18 protein-coding genes are annotated in these 16170 nt (G+C 71.8%); 6 read left to right on the plus strand and 12 right to left on the minus strand.

Features of this window, described 5'->3' with window-relative positions; translation table 11 throughout:
* Positions 1-182 precede the first annotated feature (182 nt).
* Positions 183-1838: a threonine/serine exporter family protein gene (locus tag HA039_RS14785; RefSeq protein ID WP_167036803.1), complete on the plus strand. Its 1656-nt coding sequence runs from the start codon at positions 183-185 to the stop codon at positions 1836-1838.
* A gap of 21 nt (positions 1839-1859) precedes the next feature.
* Here HA039_RS14785 and HA039_RS14790 read toward each other — a convergent pair whose 3' ends face one another.
* Positions 1860-2564: a DedA family protein gene (locus tag HA039_RS14790; protein WP_208298614.1), complete on the minus strand. Its 705-nt coding sequence runs from the start codon at positions 2562-2564 to the stop codon at positions 1860-1862.
* Between the two features lie 258 nt (positions 2565-2822).
* Between HA039_RS14790 and HA039_RS14795 the strand changes: the two genes are divergently transcribed.
* Together HA039_RS14795 and gad are read left to right on the plus strand one after the other, a co-directional pair.
* Positions 2823-4109: an ion channel protein gene (locus HA039_RS14795; RefSeq protein WP_167029286.1), complete on the plus strand. Its 1287-nt coding sequence runs from the start codon at positions 2823-2825 to the stop codon at positions 4107-4109.
* A 129-nt stretch (positions 4110-4238) separates the two neighbouring features.
* Positions 4239-5675 (plus strand): glutamate decarboxylase, encoded by a 1437-nt coding sequence (gad, locus tag HA039_RS14800; protein ID WP_167029289.1) that lies wholly within the window; start codon positions 4239-4241, stop codon positions 5673-5675.
* Between the two features lie 23 nt (positions 5676-5698).
* Here the strand turns inward: gad and HA039_RS14805 are convergent, their stop codons facing one another.
* From HA039_RS14805 to HA039_RS14825, 5 genes are all read right to left on the minus strand, one after another.
* Positions 5699-6529, minus strand: coding sequence for an ABC transporter permease (locus tag HA039_RS14805; RefSeq protein WP_167029292.1), 831 nt, complete (start codon positions 6527-6529; stop codon positions 5699-5701).
* Positions 6526-7503, minus strand: a complete 978-nt coding sequence (locus HA039_RS14810; RefSeq protein WP_243870105.1) for an ATP-binding cassette domain-containing protein — start codon at positions 7501-7503, stop codon at positions 6526-6528. Before HA039_RS14810 ends, HA039_RS14805 begins: the two co-directional genes overlap by 4 nt.
* 98 nt (positions 7504-7601) lie before the next feature.
* A complete protein-coding gene (locus HA039_RS14815) occupies positions 7602-8243 on the minus strand; it encodes a PadR family transcriptional regulator (protein ID WP_167029298.1) in 642 nt (213 codons plus the stop codon).
* Between the two features lie 54 nt (positions 8244-8297).
* Positions 8298-9755 carry an aldehyde dehydrogenase family protein gene (locus tag HA039_RS14820; RefSeq protein WP_167029301.1) on the minus strand — a complete coding sequence of 486 codons (1458 nt, stop codon included), beginning with the start codon at positions 9753-9755 and terminating at the stop codon, positions 8298-8300.
* A 91-nt stretch (positions 9756-9846) separates the two neighbouring features.
* Positions 9847-10716, minus strand: coding sequence for a helix-turn-helix domain-containing protein (locus HA039_RS14825; protein ID WP_208298615.1), 870 nt, complete (start codon positions 10714-10716; stop codon positions 9847-9849).
* A gap of 336 nt (positions 10717-11052) precedes the next feature.
* Between HA039_RS14825 and HA039_RS14830 the strand changes: the two genes are divergently transcribed.
* Positions 11053-11547: an ATP-binding protein gene (locus tag HA039_RS14830; protein WP_167029307.1), complete on the plus strand. Its 495-nt coding sequence runs from the start codon at positions 11053-11055 to the stop codon at positions 11545-11547.
* Between the two features lie 83 nt (positions 11548-11630).
* On the opposite strand, the gene HA039_RS14835 is transcribed toward HA039_RS14830, so the two are convergent.
* The 5 genes from HA039_RS14835 to rpmG form a co-directional block, all read right to left on the minus strand.
* Positions 11631-11873: a DUF397 domain-containing protein gene (locus tag HA039_RS14835; protein WP_167029310.1), complete on the minus strand. Its 243-nt coding sequence runs from the start codon at positions 11871-11873 to the stop codon at positions 11631-11633.
* 355 nt (positions 11874-12228) lie between these two features.
* A complete protein-coding gene (rpsR, locus tag HA039_RS14840; protein WP_167029313.1) occupies positions 12229-12504 on the minus strand; it encodes a 30S ribosomal protein S18 in 276 nt (91 codons plus the stop codon).
* Between the two features lies 1 nt (position 12505).
* On the minus strand, positions 12506-13723 hold the full coding sequence (locus HA039_RS14845; RefSeq protein ID WP_167029316.1) for a CobW family GTP-binding protein: 1218 nt from the start codon (positions 13721-13723) through the stop codon (positions 12506-12508).
* Positions 13723-13980, minus strand: a complete 258-nt coding sequence (locus HA039_RS14850) for a type B 50S ribosomal protein L31 (RefSeq protein ID WP_167029319.1) — start codon at positions 13978-13980, stop codon at positions 13723-13725. Before HA039_RS14850 ends, HA039_RS14845 begins: the two co-directional genes overlap by 1 nt.
* 58 nt (positions 13981-14038) lie before the next feature.
* On the minus strand, positions 14039-14203 hold the full coding sequence (gene rpmG / locus HA039_RS14855) for a 50S ribosomal protein L33 (RefSeq protein ID WP_161309516.1): 165 nt from the start codon (positions 14201-14203) through the stop codon (positions 14039-14041).
* Between the two features lie 52 nt (positions 14204-14255).
* On the opposite strand from rpmG, the gene rpmB reads away from it, so the two are divergent.
* Both rpmB and rpsN read left to right on the plus strand, forming a co-directional pair.
* Positions 14256-14492: a 50S ribosomal protein L28 gene (rpmB, locus tag HA039_RS14860; protein WP_167029322.1), complete on the plus strand. Its 237-nt coding sequence runs from the start codon at positions 14256-14258 to the stop codon at positions 14490-14492.
* Positions 14492-14797 (plus strand): 30S ribosomal protein S14, encoded by a 306-nt coding sequence (gene rpsN / locus HA039_RS14865; protein WP_167029325.1) that lies wholly within the window; start codon positions 14492-14494, stop codon positions 14795-14797. Before rpmB ends, rpsN begins: the two co-directional genes overlap by 1 nt.
* A gap of 78 nt (positions 14798-14875) precedes the next feature.
* Here rpsN and HA039_RS14870 read toward each other — a convergent pair whose 3' ends face one another.
* Positions 14876-16108, minus strand: a complete 1233-nt coding sequence (locus tag HA039_RS14870; RefSeq protein ID WP_167029328.1) for a DUF2786 domain-containing protein — start codon at positions 16106-16108, stop codon at positions 14876-14878.
* Positions 16109-16170: the final 62 nt, after the last annotated feature.

The following is a 16170-nucleotide window of genomic DNA, read 5'->3' on the forward strand; positions in this document are numbered from 1 at the left end:
ACCATTCGCGTCGTTGCCCGGAGGGCGGCCTCGCGGCGTCAGGTGCGTGCTCTCGGCGTGCCGGGCGCGGATCCTCGTACTGGACGTACTCGGGTCTGTGCCCGGTGCGGCGAGAGTGCGTGCATGGCGTCGCGAGGCAGACGGGAATGGGCAGACAGGCCCTAGAGAGCGGGAAGCAGACAGTGGTGGTCGAGCCGGACGGTCCCGAGGACCGCAAGCCTCTTACGGACGAGGCGCGTAGTGCCTTCACCCCGCCGTTCGGGGTGGCGCGGCCGCCCGTTCCCGGGGACGACCACCCGACGTCGGAGTTCGCCGCGCCGGCGGGCTTCACGGCGCCGCCCGCCGCCTCCGCGCCGCCCGCGTACGGGCTGCCGTCGCAGGCCGGGCTCCCGTCGCAGGCGCTCACACCGGCGGAGGGCATCCCGCTCGTCACGTTGACGAAGGAGGCGCCCTGGCAGGACCGGATGCGCACCCTCCTACGGATGCCGGTCGGCGAGCGGCCCGTACCGGACACCGTGCAGCGCCACGACGGCGCCGGGCCCGCCGTCCCCCGGGTGCTGGACCTGACGCTGCGCATCGGGGAGCTGCTGCTCGCGGGCGGCGAGGGCGCGGAGGACGTGGAGACGGCCATGTTCGCGGTCAGCCGGGCGTACGGGCTGGCCCGCTGCGAGCCGACGGTGACCTTCACGCAGCTGTCGATCTCCTACCAGCCGTCGCTGGTGGAGGACCCGGTGACGGCCAGTCGGACCGTACGGCGCCGGGGGACGGACTACACGCGGCTCGCGGCGGTCTACACGCTCGTGGACGACATCACGGCCGAGGACACGGACGTCACGCTGGAGGAGGCGTACCGCAGGCTGGCGGTGATACGGCGCAACCGCCACCCGTACCCGGGGTGGGCGCTGACGCTGGCGAGCGGACTGCTGGCGGGGGCCGCGTCGGTGCTGGTGGGCGGTGGTCCCGTGGTGTTCGTGGCGGCGGCCGTCGGCGCGATGCTCGGGGACCGGCTGGCGTGGCTGGCGGCGGGGCGCGGGCTGCCGGAGTTCTACCAGTTCGTGGCGGCGGCGATGCCGCCGGCCGCGGTGGGGGTGGCGCTGACGCTGCTGGGGTCCGCCGTCCACTGGGACGGCCGGCCGTCGGCCGTGATCACCGGTGGGCTGTTCGCGCTGCTGCCGGGGCGGGCGCTGGTGGCCGGGGTGCAGGACGGGCTGACGGGCTATTACATCACCGCCGCGGCGCGGCTCCTGGAAGTCATGTACTTCTTCGTCGCGATCATCATCGGTGTGCTGCTCGTGCTCTACCTGGGGGTGCAGCTCGACGCGCAGCTGAACCCGGACGCGGCGCTGAGCACCCCCGAGCGGCCCGTGGTGCAGATCGTCTCGGCCGTCGTGCTGAGCTTCGCCTTCGCGATCCTGCTCCAGCAGGAACGTTCCACCGTGCTGATGGTGTCCCTCAACGGCGGGGTGGCGTGGACGGTGTACGCGGCGCTGCACCACACCGGGGGCATCTCGCCGGTGGCGGCGACGGCCGTGGCGGCGGGGCTGGTGGGGCTGTTCGGGCAGCTCTTCTCGCGCTACCGCTTCGCGTCGGCGCTGCCGTACGTGACGGCGGCGATCGGTCCGCTGCTGCCCGGCTCCGCCACGTACTTCGGGCTGCTGGGCCTCGCCCAGAACGACCTGGACCACGGGCTGGCGTCCCTGTCGAAGGCGGCCGCGCTGGCCCTGGCGATCGCGATCGGGGTGAACCTCGGCGGCGAGATCTCCCGGCTGTTCCTCAAGGTGCCGGGCGCCGGGCGGGCGTCCGTCCGCCGCGCGGCCAAGCGGACGCGCGGCTTCTGATCCGGCTCGTACGACGCGCGGTCAGCGCTTCGCGTGGCGGCCCCGGCCGCCCGTCTCCGGGGCGGTGTCCGTGGCGGGCCGGGAGGCCGGGGAGCCGCCCTCCTTCTTGGACTTGGAGCGGGCCCGCAGGAACTCGATCGCGATCGGCAGCACCGAGATGAGGACGATCAGGATCAGGATCAGCTCGATGTGCTGGTGCACGAAGTCGATCTTGCCGAGCGCGGCGCCGAGCAGCGTGACGCCCGCGCCCCAGAGTGTGCCGCCGATGATGTTGAACGTGATGAACGAGCGGTAGTTCATGCGGCTCACACCGGCGATGATCGGCGTGAACGTCCTGACGACCGGTACGAAACGGGCCAGGACCAGCGACTTGGGGCCGTACTTCTCGAAGAAGTCGTGCGCCTTCTCCACGTTCTCCTGCTTGAAGAGCTTGGAGTCCGGGCGCTTGAACAGCGAGGGCCCGACCTTGCGGCCGAAGAGATAGCCGACCTGGTCCCCGACGATCGCCGCCAGCACCACCAGCGCGCAGACGAGCCACAGCGGGTGGTCGAGCGTGCCCGCCGTGACCAGCAGGCCCGTGGTGAAGAGGAGCGAGTCCCCCGGCAGGAAGAAGCCGATGAGGAGGCCGGACTCGGCGAACACGATGACGAGGACACCGATCAGTCCGAACGTCCCGATCAGATAGTCGGGGTCCAGCCAGCTGGGTCCGAGCGCAAGGGTGGTCACGGGTTCCGGACTCCTGTGTCGTTGGTCGGTCGATCGTCGAATCGGCGTGGTCGGCCGCGCACAAGCTATCAACGCGTACCCCCGCTCCCTGGTTCCACCCGCCCCCATGAGATCCGCCCCGGCCACGGCCCGGACAGAGAGGGACAAAAGAACCCCGGGAACGGCGCGCGGACCCCTGGGTCGCGCCGGCCGGTTGTTTCCGCCCGCCATGCCACTCTTTGCGACGGTACGGGGCGTTCGCCCCCGTACGGTGGGCGCGTGGCCTCCGACGCTCCGCCGACCGGCACCGCGCCGGCGCCCGCGCCCTCCGCGCGCACGCTGCTGCCCCTGGTCGTCCCCTCGCTGGTGACCGGCGTCCTCGCCAGCCTCGTGCTGCTGGGCGTGAGCGAGCTGGCGGGACAGCTCCAGGACGTCCTGTGGAAGTACCTCCCGGACGCGCTCGGGGTCGGCCGGTACTCGACGCTCTGGATGATCGTGGTCCTCACGGCGACCGGTCTCGCGGTGGGCATCGTCGTACGACGGGTGTACGGGCACGCGGGACCCGACCCGGCGACCACGGCCCTGGTCGACAGTCCCCTGCCGGCGGGCGTGGTGCCGGGGCTGCTGGTCGTGACCGTGCTGGCGCTGGCGGGCGGGGTGAGCCTCGGCCCGGAGAACCCCGTCACGGCGGTGAACATCGCGCTGACGTACTGGCTCGGGCGCAGGGTCGCGCCGAAGGCGCCCGCCGTGCTGTGGGTCTCGCTGGGCGCGGCCGGGACGATCGGGGCGCTGTTCGGTACGCCGGTGGCCGCCGCGCTCGTCCTGTCCGAGACGCTCGCGTCGCGTCCCGGGCCCGGCTCGCTGTGGGACAAGCTGTTCGGTCCGCTGATCGCGGCGGGGGCCGGCGGGCTGATGACCGTCCTGGTCGACCGTCCGACGTTCGACCTGGACCTGCCCGACCACTCGGGCACCCACTGGAGCGACGCGCTGGCGGCGCTGGTGATCGCGCCGGTCGCCGCGGCGCTGGGCATGGTGATGGTCTACGCGTTCCCGTACGCCCACACGGCCTTCCGGCGCCTGGGGCGCCCCGTCCTGGCGCTGACCCTCGGCGGGCTGCTGCTGGGCCTTCTGGGGGCCCTGGGCGGCCCTCTGACGCTCTTCAAGGGGCTGGACGAGGTGAAGACCCTGGCCGCCGACCCCGACGGCTGGTCGGCCGGGCGGTTCGCGCTGATGTCGGTGGTGAAACTGGCGGCGGTACTCGTCGCGGCCACCTGCGGCTTCCGGGGCGGCCGGATCTTCCCCGCGCTCTTCGCGGGGGTGGCGCTCGGGCTCTGCGCGCACGCCCTGGTCCCGGGCGTGGACCCCACGGTCGGGGTGGTCTGCGCGGTGCTCGGGATGCTGCTCGCCGTCACCCGGCAGGGCTGGCTCAGCCTCTTCACGGCGGCGGTGCTGGCGGCCGACCCGAACCTGCTGCCGCTGCTGTGCGTGGCGCTGCTCCCGGCCTGGCTGCTCGTCACCGGCCGTCCGCAGATGCAGGTACGGGAGGACGGGACGGCGGTGCGGTGAGGCCGCCGGGCGCGCGGACGGCCCCGGTGCGCTCCCCCGGCCGCCCCGTTCGTCCGTCCCGTCGGGCGACCGGCGGCGATCCTCCGTATCCTCGCCGAGGGGGCCTTTCCCACGCCGAGGAGACCCGCAGTGTCACTCCACCGAGGAGCGCCCCCGACGCCGCACGAGTCGGACGAGCACGCCGCCGAGACGCGCAGGCTGTCGCTCAACCCCTTCTACGGGGAGGCGGATCCGATCGCCGGCATGACCTCCGCGCCGCCGCTGCACCGGCTGGCCGACGGGCCCATGCCGCCCTCCACCGCGTACCAGCTGGTCCATGACGAGCTGCTCCTCGACGGCAACTCCCGGCTGAACCTCGCCACCTTCGTCACCACCTGGATGGAGCCCCAGGCGGGGATCCTGATGGGCGAGTGCCGGGACAAGAACATGATCGACAAGGACGAGTACCCCCGCACGGCCGAGCTGGAGCGGCGCTGTGTGGCGATGCTCGCCGACCTCTGGAACGCCCCCGACCCGGCGACGGCCGTCGGCTGTTCCACGACCGGGTCGAGCGAGGCGTGCATGCTCGCGGGGCTGGCGCTGAAGCGCCGCTGGGCCACCCGGAACGCCGCGCGCTACCCGGCGACGGCCCGGCCGAACCTGGTCATGGGCATCAACGTGCAGGTCTGCTGGGAGAAGTTCTGCAACTTCTGGGAGGTGGAGATGCGGCAGGTACCCATGGAGGGCGACCGCTTCCACCTCGACCCGCAGGCCGCCGCCGACCTCTGCGACGAGAACACCATCGGCGTCGTCGCCGTCCTCGGCTCGACCTTCGACGGCAGCTACGAGCCGGTCGCCGAGCTGTGCGCGGCGCTGGACGCCCTCCAGGAACGCACCGGCGTCGACGTCCCCGTCCACGTCGACGGGGCCTCGGGCGCCATGGTCGCGCCCTTCCTCGACGAGGACCTCGTCTGGGACTTCCGGCTGCCGCGCGTCTCGTCCATCAACACCTCCGGGCACAAGTACGGCCTGGTCTACCCGGGGGTGGGCTGGGCGCTGTGGCGCTCGCCCGCCGAGCTGCCCGAGGAGCTGGTGTTCCGGGTGAACTACCTGGGCGGCGAGATGCCCACCTTCGCGCTGAACTTCTCCCGGCCGGGAGCGCAGGTCGTCGCGCAGTACTACACGTTCCTGCGCCTCGGCCGGGACGGCTACCGGGCGGTCCAGCAGACCGCCCGGGACATCGCCATGAAGCTGTCCGGGCGGATCGGGGCGATGAAGGAGTTCCGGCTGCTCACCCGGGGGGACGAGCTGCCCGTGTTCGCCTTCACCACGGCTCCCGGTGTGACGAACTTCGACGTCTTCGACGTGTCGCGGCGGCTGCGGGAGCGGGGCTGGCTGGTGCCCGCGTACACCTTCCCCGCCAACCGCGAGGACCTGGACGTGCTGCGCATCGTGTGCCGCAACGGCTTCTCGGCGGACCTGGCGGAGCTGCTGATCACCGACCTGGCGAACCTGCTGCCCGAACTGCGCGCCCAGGATCGCCCGTCGGCCCGGGACAAGACGGCGGCCACGTCCTTCCACCACTGAGTTCCGTCACGGAGTGGGACGCCCTAGTGGCTCAGGCGGCGGAACCTCCGTACCGCCAAGGGGAAGAACACCAGGAAGAGGGCCGCCGGCCACGCCACCGCCAGCAGCGCCGCGTGGTCGGCCGCCCACGAGCCGCCCGTGACACCCGGGTTGCCGAAGAGGTCGCGTACCGCCGTGGCCGTGGCCGACAGCGGGTTCCACTCCACGACCGCGCCCAGCCACCCCGGCATCGACTGGGGCGTCGCGAAGGCGTTGGAGAGGAAGCCGACCGGCCAGACGAGGATCTGGACCGCCTGCACCATCTCCGGGCGGCCCGCCACCATCGCCAGGTGGATCCCGATCCACAGCATCGCGAACCGCAGGAGGAGCAGCAGCCCGACCGCGCCCAGGAACGAGGCCGGGCCGTCGTGCCAGCGCCAGCCGATCGCCCAGCCGACGCCGATCATGACCACCAGGCTGACCGCGGACTGGATCATGTCCGCGACGCTGCGCCCCACCAGGACCGCCGACGGCGCCATCGGCATCGAGCGGAAGCGGTCGATGACGCCCTTGTTGAGGTCCTGGGTGACGGCGAGCATCGTCGCTTCGAGGCCGAAGGCCATCGTCAGGGCGAGCATGCCGGGTACGAGGAAGTCGACGTAGTCCCCCGCGAGGCCGCGCCCGCCGCCGACCAGGAAGCCGAACATCAGGAGCAGCATCACGGGGAAGACCAGGCCCACGACGACCTGGACGGGCTGCCGCGCCCAGTGGGCCAGTTCGCGCCGGGTCATGGTCCACGAGTCGGCGAGCGCCCGGCCGAGCCGGTTGCCCCCGCCGGCCGCGGGGAGGGACGGGGTCACGTCCAGGGTGGTCATACGAGCGCCTCCTGCTGGTGGTCGTGGTGGCCCGGGGTGTCGCCGCCGGTGAGGTGGAGGAAGGCCTCGTCGAGCGTCGGCCGCCGCAGCGCGATGTCCTCGGCCTCGATGCCCGCCGCCCCCAGCGCCCGTACCACCTCGGCCAGAGCCGCCATCCGGTCGGTGACGGGCGCGCTCAGCAGCCGCCGGTCCACGTCCGTGCCGACCGCGTACGTGCCCGCCACGGCCGCCAGCAGCCGGGCGCCCTCGCCGAGCTGGTCCGCGTTCCGCAGGACGACGTCGATGCGGTCGCCGCCGATCGTCGCCTTCAGCTCGTCGGCCGTGCCGTCCGCGACCACGCGCCCGCCGTCCACGACCGAGATGCGGTCGGCGAGCTGGTCGGCCTCCTCCAGGTACTGCGTGGTGAGGAGGACCGTCGTCCCCCCGCCCACCAGGGAGCGCACCGCGCTCCACACCTCCGCCCGGCCGCGCGGGTCGAGCCCGGTGGTCGGCTCGTCCAGGAACAGCACCTCCGGGTCGGTGATCAGCGACGCCGCCAGGTCGAGCCGCCGCCGCATCCCGCCGCTGTACTGCTTGACGGCCTTGCGCCCGGTGTCCAGGAGCCCGAAGCGGTCGAGCAGTTCGTCGGCCCTGGTCCCCGCGCCCCGGGCGCCGAGCCGGTGGAGCCGCCCGAACATCTCCAGGTTCTGGCGGCCGCTCAACTCCTCGTCCAGGGCGGCGTGCTGGCCGAGGAGCCCGATCCGGCGCCGCACCTCGGCGCCCTGGGTCCGTACGTCGAAGCCGGCCACGCGCGCGACGCCCTCGTCGTGCCGCAGGAGCGTCGTCATGATCCGTACCGCCGTGGTCTTGCCGGCGCCGTTGGGTCCCAGCACGCCGTGCACCGTGCCGCGCGCCACGGCCAGGTCGAGGCCGTCCAGCGCCCGCTTCCCGCCGTACCGCTTCCGTACGCCCTCCATGACGATCACGTCGATCAGCTCAGCCACGCGTTCCCCTTCGTTTCGGGCAAGCAGAAGTAGTCAAACTTGACCACACGCACCAAGGTATCCCCCGTTCGCGCTTTGGTCAAACTTGATTAGCCGAGATCGCCTTCATGGGTGACGCCCGTCGCGTAAGGGTTCTCCTCGCCGTCGGCGAGCACGCCGATGAACGGCTCGCCCTCGCCCGCGAAGGTGTAGGCCCCGCCCTCGATGCGCGCGATCAGCCCGCGCGTCCACTCGGCGCCGGTGTCCGCCGTGTGCACCCAGAGGTTCATGATCTCGCCGATGTGCCCGAGCTGTTCGGGACCGGCTTCCGGTACGTAGTCCTCGGTCACCGCGTCCCGCCAGGCCTCGATCGCGGCCACCCGCCGCCGCAGCAGGCCGACCACCTCCGCGCGCGGCAGGTCAGGGATGAAACCGAGGGCGGCGGAGAGGACGTCGACGTTCTGGTCGTACGCCGTCAGCGCCTCGCGGAGCAGCTTGAAGTACTCCTCGTGCCCCGTCGCGGTGATCTCGTACTCGGTCCGCGGCGGTCCGCCCGCCGTGCTCGGCGCCACCTCGTGGGCCAGCAACACGCCCTGCTTCGCCATCTGCTTGAGGGCGTGGTAGATCGAGCCGGGCTTGGCGTTGGACCACTCATGGGCGCCCCAGTACTCCAGGTCGTTGCGCACCTGGTAGCCGTGGGCCCGCCCGTGCTGGCGCACCGCGCCGAGCACGAGCAAACGGATCGCTGACATGCCTCAAGGCTATTGCGCGGCAGGGCACACCCGGCGCCGACCCCGCAACTCGCCTCAGAACGGGAACGTGGAGCGGCCGTACTGCACCGAGATCCACTTCTGGGTGGTGAACGCCTCGATCATGGACTCGCCGTTCAGCCGTCCCGAGCCCGAGTGCTTCTCGCCGCCGAAGGGGACGATCGGCTCGTCGTGGACCGTGCCGTCGTTGATGTGGATCATGCCGGTACGGATCCGGTGGGCGATCCGCACGCCGCGCTCGATGTCCCCGGTGTGGACGGCGCCGCTCAGGCCGTACGGGGTGTCGTTGGCGATCCGTACCGCCTCGTCCTCGCCGTCGAACGGGAGGAGGAGCGCGACCGGGCCGAAGATCTCCTGCGAGAGCACCGGGGAGCCGGCCGGCAGGCCGGTCAGGATCGTCGGGGAGACGAGGTTGCCGACGGTCGTGCCGCGCAGCAGCGCGGTCGCGCCCGCCGCGACGGTCTGCTCGACCGCCGCCGTCACGGAGTCGGCCTGCGAGGAGTTGATGAGCGGGCCGATGTGGGTCTCCGGGTCCGCGGGGTCGCCGACCTTCAGCGTCCGCACCTTGGCGACGAACTTCTCGGTGAACTCCTCCTCGACCGAGCGGTCCACCAGGATGCGGTTGGCCGCCATGCAGACCTGGCCCTGGTGCACGAACCGGCTGAACACCGCCGCGTCCACCGCGTAGTCGATGTCGGCGTCGTCGAGGACGATGAGCGCGCTGTTGCCGCCCAGTTCGAGCACGGACCGCTTGAAGTTCTGGGCGCAGACCGTGGCGACGTGCCGGCCCACCCGGTCCGAGCCGGTGAAGGAGATGACGGCGGGCACGGGGTGCTCCAGCAGCGCGTCGCCGATCTCCGCGATGTCGGTGATCACGACGTTCAGCACGCCGGGCGGCAGGCCCGCGTCCTCGAAGACCTTCGCCACCAGGGATCCGCCGCAGACCGGGGTGTTCTGGTGGGGCTTGAGGACCACCGCGTTGCCGAGCGCCAGGGCCGGCGCGACGGACTTGAGCGAGAGCAGGAACGGGAAGTTGAAGGGGCTGATGACCCCGACGACACCGACCGGCAGCCGGTGGACGCGGTTCTCCTTGCCGTCGATCGGCGACGGGAGTATTCGGCCCTCGGGGCGCAGCGACAGCTGGGCCGCCTCGCGCAGGAACTCCTTGGCGAGGTGCAGCTCGAAGGCGGCCTTGAGGCGGGTGCCGCCCAGCTCCGCGACGATCGTCTCGGCGATCTCGTCCTCACGGTCCTGGACGATCCGCAGGGCCCGCTCGAACACCAGCCGCCGGGTGTACGGGTTGGTCGCGGCCCAGGGCACCTGCGCGCGTTCCGCCGCACGGTAGGCCTGGTCGACCTCCGCCACCGAGGCCACGGTGATCGCGGCCAGCTTCTCCCCGTTGTACGGGTTGAAGTCGATGATGTCCCAGGAGCCGCTCCCGGGCTTCCACTCACCGTCGATGTACTGATGGGCGAGGCTGGTGAAGAAGGACATGAGACTCGACCCCTCGTCGCAGGACTACCGCGTACAGGACTACCGCGTAACCGATGTCACGTCACTGATGTCACGTCATCATACTTCTGTATCAGCAGAGTTCGAGGAGACCACGGAGCAGATCGCGGCTCTCCTCGGGCCCCGGGCTGTCCTGATGCAGCCGCTCCATCACCCGTTCGTAGTGGGCGATCTCCTCGCGCTTGTCCAGATACAGCGCGCTGGTGAGCTGTTCGAGGTAGACGACGTCGGAGAGGTCCGACTCGGGGAAGCTCAGCATCGTGAAGGCGCCGGTCTCGCCGGCGTGGCCGCCGAAGCTGAACGGCATGACCTGAAGGGTGACGTTCGGCTGCTCGGAGATCTCGATCAGGTGCCTCAACTGGCCCTGCATGACGGAGCGGTCGCCGTACGGGCGGCGGAGCGCGGCCTCGTCGAGCACGGCGTGGAAGCGGGGCGCCCGTTCGGAGACGAGGACCTTCTGCCGCTCCAGCCGCAGCGCGACGCGCCGTTCGATCTCGGCGCACTGCTTCTCGGGGTCGCGCATCCCGCGGGTGACCACGGCGTGGGCGTACGCCTCGGTCTGCAACAGGCCGTGCACGAACTGCACTTCATAGATACGGATGAGTGAGGCGGCGCCCTCCAGACCGATGTAGGTCGGGAACCAGCCAGGGAGCACGTCGCTGTAACTGTGCCACCAGCCCGCGACGTTGGCCTCCCTGGCCAGGCCGAGGAGAGCTCCGCGCTCCCGCTCGTCCGCGACCCCGTAGAGGGTCAGCAGGTCCTCGATGTCTCTGGCCTTGAAGCTCACCCGTCCCAACTCCATACGGCTGATCTTGGACTCGGATGCGCGGATCGAGTAGCCGGCGGCCTCACGGGTGATGCCGCGCGTCTCGCGCAGGCGCCTCAACTGTGAGCCCAGCAGTATGCGCCGCACTACGGAACCGCCCGATTCGGCTGCGGTCACGTCTCCAACCCTCCCCATCACAAGTGGTTCACCGCAGGGCACCCCCGAACCCCAAGCCCCGGATTCTGCCATCAAAACGCTTCAGCGCGTACTCATTCGATTACGGAAAGAAGAAGGCTTTACGGAGAGCCTAAAAGTAGTCGGTGGGAGAAATGTGAAAGAACCGTCACGGGAGGGGACAGGTCCGGCACGTGCACGTGCATCTGCCCTTGCATCTGCCGTACGCATTCGGAACCATGGTCCCCGCGCACCTGTGTGCTCGTTCGTGATTGACGTGTTGTGACGCTGGACCACCGCGCAGTATCGCTACGGCCGCGAATCCCGGGAGTGCCTCGCATGGGGACGAATGGATCGACCATGCTCGAGCCTTTAAGGCAGGGGCTTCCCCCGATAGATCCCGCTGGGGTCGCGAGTTCGGCGTCGTGCGCCCTGCCCGCCCGCTACGAGGCGGTGCGCGGGGCCAGGCAGTTCACCCGGACGACGCTGTGCCAGTGGGAACTCGACGACCGCTTCGACGACGTCGCGCTGGTCGTGTCCGAGCTGGTCACCAACGCGCTGCGGCACGCCCTGCCCGCGGACACCCCGCGGGAACCCCAGGACTCCCCCGTACGCCTGCACCTGATGCGGTGGAAGTCGCGTCTGGTGTGCGCGGTCCGCGATCCCAGCCACTCGAGTCCGGTGGCGCGGGAGACGGACGAGGACTGTGCGGCGGAGTCCGGCCGGGGACTGTTCCTGGTCGACTCCTTCAGCGACACCTGGGGGTGGCACCCGCTGGCGGGATCGCTGCACGGAAAGGTGGTCTGGGCGCTCTTCCAGCTCCGGACCGAGTGAACGACCGGACGACGGACACGAGGGTGGCCGGAACGCATGCGTTCCGGCCCGACTCTCCGGGCGGTTCGCCCGCTTCGCGGCTCTCAGCCCTCCGCGATCAGGTGGTCGAACTCGCCGTCCTTGATGCCGAGCAGCATCGCCTCGATCTCGGCCGGCGTGTACACCAGCGCGGGGCCGTCCGGGTGGCGTGAGTTCCGTACCGCCACCGCCCCACCAGGCAACTTGGCGAACTCCACGCAGGATCCCTGGGAGTTGCTGTGCCTACTTTTCTGCCAGACGACGCCGTGCAGCTCTGTGGCCGCAATGCCGTTGTACACGTGGTGCACAGGTCGCTCCCCGAGTTGCAAGGTGCAAGTGTCAACTTTCCCGGATCATAGCTGTGTTCATGTGCGCATGCATGAGCAGATGCACGTGCACGCGGGGTGGTCCCTCGGTTACACCTTCACGCGTGCACGTGCGCTCTCCAGGAACAGACGCACGGAAGGGCTTTCTGGCTCCAGTGTCCAGGTAAAGATCGAGAGCGTCACACCGGCCCCATAGATCACATTGGTCACACGGGTAACGCGGAAGAGGCCCCCCGACGCGCGAGAGGCTCCCCCCACGCCGTGGGGGGAGCCTCCGGTCGGCCGGAGCGCGGCGCGTGCGGCGCCCCGCGCGGCGTCCCGCGCCCGATCGCGCCGGTCAGCGCGGTACCGAGCGGTACGGCAGCAGGCCCATCTCGCGCGCGTTCTTGATCGCCCGCGCCACCTGCCGCTGCTGCTGCGCGCTGACGCGCGTCACCCGGCGGCTGCGGATCTTGCCGCGGTCGGAGATGAACTTCCGCAGCAGGTCGGTGTCCTTGTAGTCGACGTAGGTGATGCCCGCGTGGTCCAGCGGGTTGGGGCGGGCGGACGGCTTGCGGTCGGCGCGGCGGCCGGAGCCGGCGCGCGCGGAGGAAGCGGGGCCTCGGGTGGGCATGTCAGACCTCCAGGAGGGAGTCGAAGGCGGGGGGCAACTGCTTCCAGGCCTCGCGGCCCGCGTGGTACTCGGCGTCGGTCAGCAGGCAGGAGTCGAGGAGGTGCTCGATCCCGTCGCGGTCGAGGCCGGGCGAGGTGAAGACCAGGTGCTGGCAGCAGTCGCCGTGCTCGGGGTGCCAGTCCAGGGCCGCCGCGGCGCGCCGCAGCGGGGACACCGTGTCCCAGGCGGCCTCCGGCAGCGAGGCCAGCCAGGGGCCGAAGCTCTCCACGCACAGGGCGCCGCCCGCGGCGTCCCACGCCAGCAGGGTGTCGGGCCGGTCGGCGAGCCAGAAGCGGCCGCGGCTGCGGGCCGCCGCGCAGCACAGGTCCTCCAGGGCCCGGTAGAGGCGCTCGGGGTGGAAGGGGCGGTCGCGGTGCCACACCAACGTACCGACACCGCAGTCGTCGGCGTCCTGCGGCAGCAGCGCGCACGCGGGGTGCTGGCGGGCCGCGGCCGAGTCGATGTCGAAGCCGGCCACCGCGGCGGCGGCCAGCCCGGCGCCGTCCTCGATCCGTACCTGGGGGGCGGTGGGGTGGAGTTGGGCCAGCAGCGCCCGGTCCTCGTCGTCCGCGAGCGGGTTGTCGGTGACGGCGAGCACCGACGCGTACTCCAGCTGCCTGGCCCAGGTGTCCGCGACGGTCCGCCGGTCGGCTGCGGCCGCGGCGAGGCCGGCGTCGGAGAGGTCGTCGCCGTTGCCGAGGTAGGGCAGGAGCAGGGCGGGGTCGACGGCGGTCAGGACGGAGCTGACCACGAGCCGTTCGCCGTGCGCGGCGATGACCTCGGCCATGCCGCGCGGCTCGACTGAGTCCCAGAGCTCGACGATCGCGAGGCGGGTTATGCCGTCGTCGGCGAGCCGGACCAGCTCGGGGACGAGGTCCTCGCGCAGGGCGCAGCAGGCGCAGTCGTTGACCAGCGGGGTCTCGCCGTGGGACAGCAGGGAGGAGGCGTCGCGGACCGTCCGCACGACCGTGCCGCGCTCGGCGGTGGAGAGGTCGTGGTGGAGCACGACGCTGCCGGGGACGGAGGCGAGCAGCCGCTCGACGGCTTCCTTGCGGGCGTCGGAGTGCAGGCCGCCGACGAGGGCGACGGGGAGGCGGGAGTCGCCTCCGCTCCTTCCGGGTCCCGCGCCGTCCGCCGGGCCGTTTGCCGCGCCGTTTGCCGCGCCGTTTGCCGCGCCCATCAACGGGCCTCGGGCTTGCGGCCGTAGCGGCGCTCGAAGCGCTCGACGCGGCCGGCGGTGTCCAGCACCCGGGCGGTGCCCGTGTAGAAGGGGTGGCTCGCCGAGGACGTCTCGACGTCCACGACGGGGTAGGTGTTGCCGTCCTCCCACTCGACCGTCTTGGTGCTGGTGAGGGTCGACCGGGTCAGGAAGGCGAAGTCGGCGGCCTTGTCGCGGAAGACGACGGGCCGGTAGTCGGGGTGGATGCCGGGCTTCATGGGGGTCCTCTTGTCGGGGTGCGGGTCAGCTCGGGGCGTGAATCGGCTCGGGTGCGGGTCAGCGTTCTTCGCGGAAGTCGACGTGCCGGCGGACGACCGGGTCGTACTTGCGCAGGGTCATGCGGTCGGGGTTGTTGCGGCGGTTCTTGCGGGTCACGTACGTGAAGCCGGTCCCCGCCGTGGACCGGAGCTTGACGATCGGGCGTAGTTCGTTGCGGGCCATGGGGTTAGTATATGGAAACGGTTTCCATTACCAAAGAGAGGGGTGCGCGACGTTGTCCGCCCATTGCCAGCTGACCGGTGCCAAGCCCGGATTCGGCAACCAGATCTCCCACTCGCACCGGCGCACCTCCCGCCGGTTCGACCCGAACATCCAGCGCAAGCGCTACTGGCTCGCCGGCGAGGGCCGGTACGTACGCCTCACGCTCAGCGCGAAGGGCATCAAGACCATCGACTCGATCGGCATCGAGGCCGCCGTGGCCCGGATCCGCGCCCGCGGGGTGAAGGTCTGATGGCGAAGAAGAGCAAGATCGTCCGCAACGAGCGGCGCAAGGTGATCGTCGAGCGGTACGCGGTACGGCGCGCCGAACTCAAGGAGATCCTGCGGCGCCCCGGCACACCCGAGGCCGAACGGGACGCGGCGCGCGCGGAGTTGCTGCGCCAGCCGCGGGACGCCAGTGCGACGCGGGTGCGGAACAGGGACAGCGTGGACGGGCGGCCCCGCGGTCACCTCAGGAAGTTCGGCATCTCCCGGGTCCGGCTGCGCGAGCAGGCGCACGCGGGGTTCCTGCCGGGGGTGCGCAAGTCGTCCTGGTAGGCAGGGGGGTGGCTGCCGGAGGGCTGCCGGGTGGTGGCTGCCGGGGGGGGCAGGCGTACGGCGAGTGGCGCGCGTCCCTCAGCGCCGGTCCGTCCCCGGGCGGATCCGGCCGCGCCCGTCCCCCGTACCCCCGCCGCCCGTGCCCCCGCCGCCCGGCACCCGCGCCGCGTCCGCCGCCGACGTGCCGTGCGTCCAGCCCGCCGCGTCGGTCACCCCGCGCACCCGGGTCGCGACCGTCTCGGGGAACATCCGGTCCGTACGGTCCTCGACCGCCACGTCCCGCGCGGCCAGCACCGGCAGCAGGGCGGCGGACCCCTCCCCCGGGTGCGCGCCGGCGTCCGCCGTGACGTGCTCGGTCGCCGAGGCCAGCCGTTCGCCCATGCGATGCGCGTACGCCATCAGGAACGACTGCCGGAAGGTCTTCGTCCGCTTGCGCCCCGCCGCCCGCTGCTCGGCCTCGGCGCGGGTCATCGCCGCCGTCCCCTGCACCAGCAACGACGTGTGCAGCAGTTCGACCGCCGTCAGGTCGGCCTCGAAGCCGACGACGGTGGAGAAGCCGTACGCGCTGTTCCACACCGCGCGGCAGCGGTTGGCGGTGGCGACGGCGTCGAGCAGGATCGCCTTCGCCGTCTCGTACGGCGCGTCCACCCCGATCCGGCACGCGCCGGGCACGTCACCGCGCAGCGTCCGGTCGGCGAGGAGCGCGTCGTCGATGCTGTGCCGGGCCATCAGCTCCTGCGCCTTGGCGGTGAGCGCCTCGGCCTCCGGCGGGTAGCCCGTCGCCTCCGCCTTCGCGAGCAGCGCGCGGATCCGGGTGAGCATGCGGGGCTCGCCCTCGGCGGGCGGCAGGTGCAGGGGGGTGCCCGGGACGGGACCGACCGGTTCGAGGGCGGGCAGGCGGACGAGCAGCAGGTAGAGCTCCAGTACGGCGGTGGCGTGCGAGAAGCGGTCGGTCCTTGGCCGCTCCTGGCCCACGTCGGCGGCGAGGTCGGCGAGCTGGCCGGACCAGCGCGGCGGGAGCCGCTCGTACCCCTCCGTCTCCGCCGTGATCAGGTCGGTGACCAGCCGGACGTGTGTCTCGTCGAGGTCGCGGCGGACCAGCCGTACGACGTCGGCGGGCTGCCAGCCGCGCTCCCAGGCCAGCCGGACGAACCCCTCGCCGCGCCGGCGCAGCTCGGCGTCGGCGGTGGGGTCGGCGGCGAGGAGGGAAGCGCCGGTGTCGACGCCCTCGCCGCCGTCGCGGCCCCGGCCGCCGGTGGCCAGGAGGGCGGCGAGGGCCCGCTCGACGGTCCGTGTGCCGGCCTCGCTCATGCCACTGCCCTCTCCGAACCCGCCCGCCGTACCCGCCCGAAGGATCAATGGTCCCAGACCGG

Origin of the sequence: Streptomyces liangshanensis, assembly GCF_011694815.1 — a bacterium.
Lineage (GTDB): Bacteria > Actinomycetota > Actinomycetes > Streptomycetales > Streptomycetaceae > Streptomyces > Streptomyces liangshanensis.

What these genes read in the sequence shown, in the direction of transcription:
- HA039_RS14805 (WP_167029292.1), bottom strand. Translation starts at nt 6,529, where the DNA reads ATGACCACCCTGGACGTGACCCCGTCCCTCCCCGCGGCCGGCGGGGGC.
- HA039_RS14815 (WP_167029298.1), bottom strand. Translation starts at nt 8,243, where the DNA reads ATGTCAGCGATCCGTTTGCTCGTGCTCGGCGCGGTGCGCCAGCACGGG.
- HA039_RS14820 (WP_167029301.1), bottom strand. Translation starts at nt 9,755, where the DNA reads ATGTCCTTCTTCACCAGCCTCGCCCATCAGTACATCGACGGTGAGTGG.
- HA039_RS14830 (WP_167029307.1), top strand. Translation starts at nt 11,053, where the DNA reads ATGGGGACGAATGGATCGACCATGCTCGAGCCTTTAAGGCAGGGGCTT.
- rpsR (WP_167029313.1), bottom strand. Translation starts at nt 12,504, where the DNA reads ATGCCCACCCGAGGCCCCGCTTCCTCCGCGCGCGCCGGCTCCGGCCGC.
- HA039_RS14845 (WP_167029316.1), bottom strand. Translation starts at nt 13,723, where the DNA reads ATGGGCGCGGCAAACGGCGCGGCAAACGGCGCGGCAAACGGCCCGGCG.
- HA039_RS14850 (WP_167029319.1), bottom strand. Translation starts at nt 13,980, where the DNA reads ATGAAGCCCGGCATCCACCCCGACTACCGGCCCGTCGTCTTCCGCGAC.
- rpmG (WP_161309516.1), bottom strand. Translation starts at nt 14,203, where the DNA reads ATGGCCCGCAACGAACTACGCCCGATCGTCAAGCTCCGGTCCACGGCG.
- rpsN (WP_167029325.1), top strand. Translation starts at nt 14,492, where the DNA reads ATGGCGAAGAAGAGCAAGATCGTCCGCAACGAGCGGCGCAAGGTGATC.
- HA039_RS14870 (WP_167029328.1), bottom strand. Translation starts at nt 16,108, where the DNA reads ATGAGCGAGGCCGGCACACGGACCGTCGAGCGGGCCCTCGCCGCCCTC.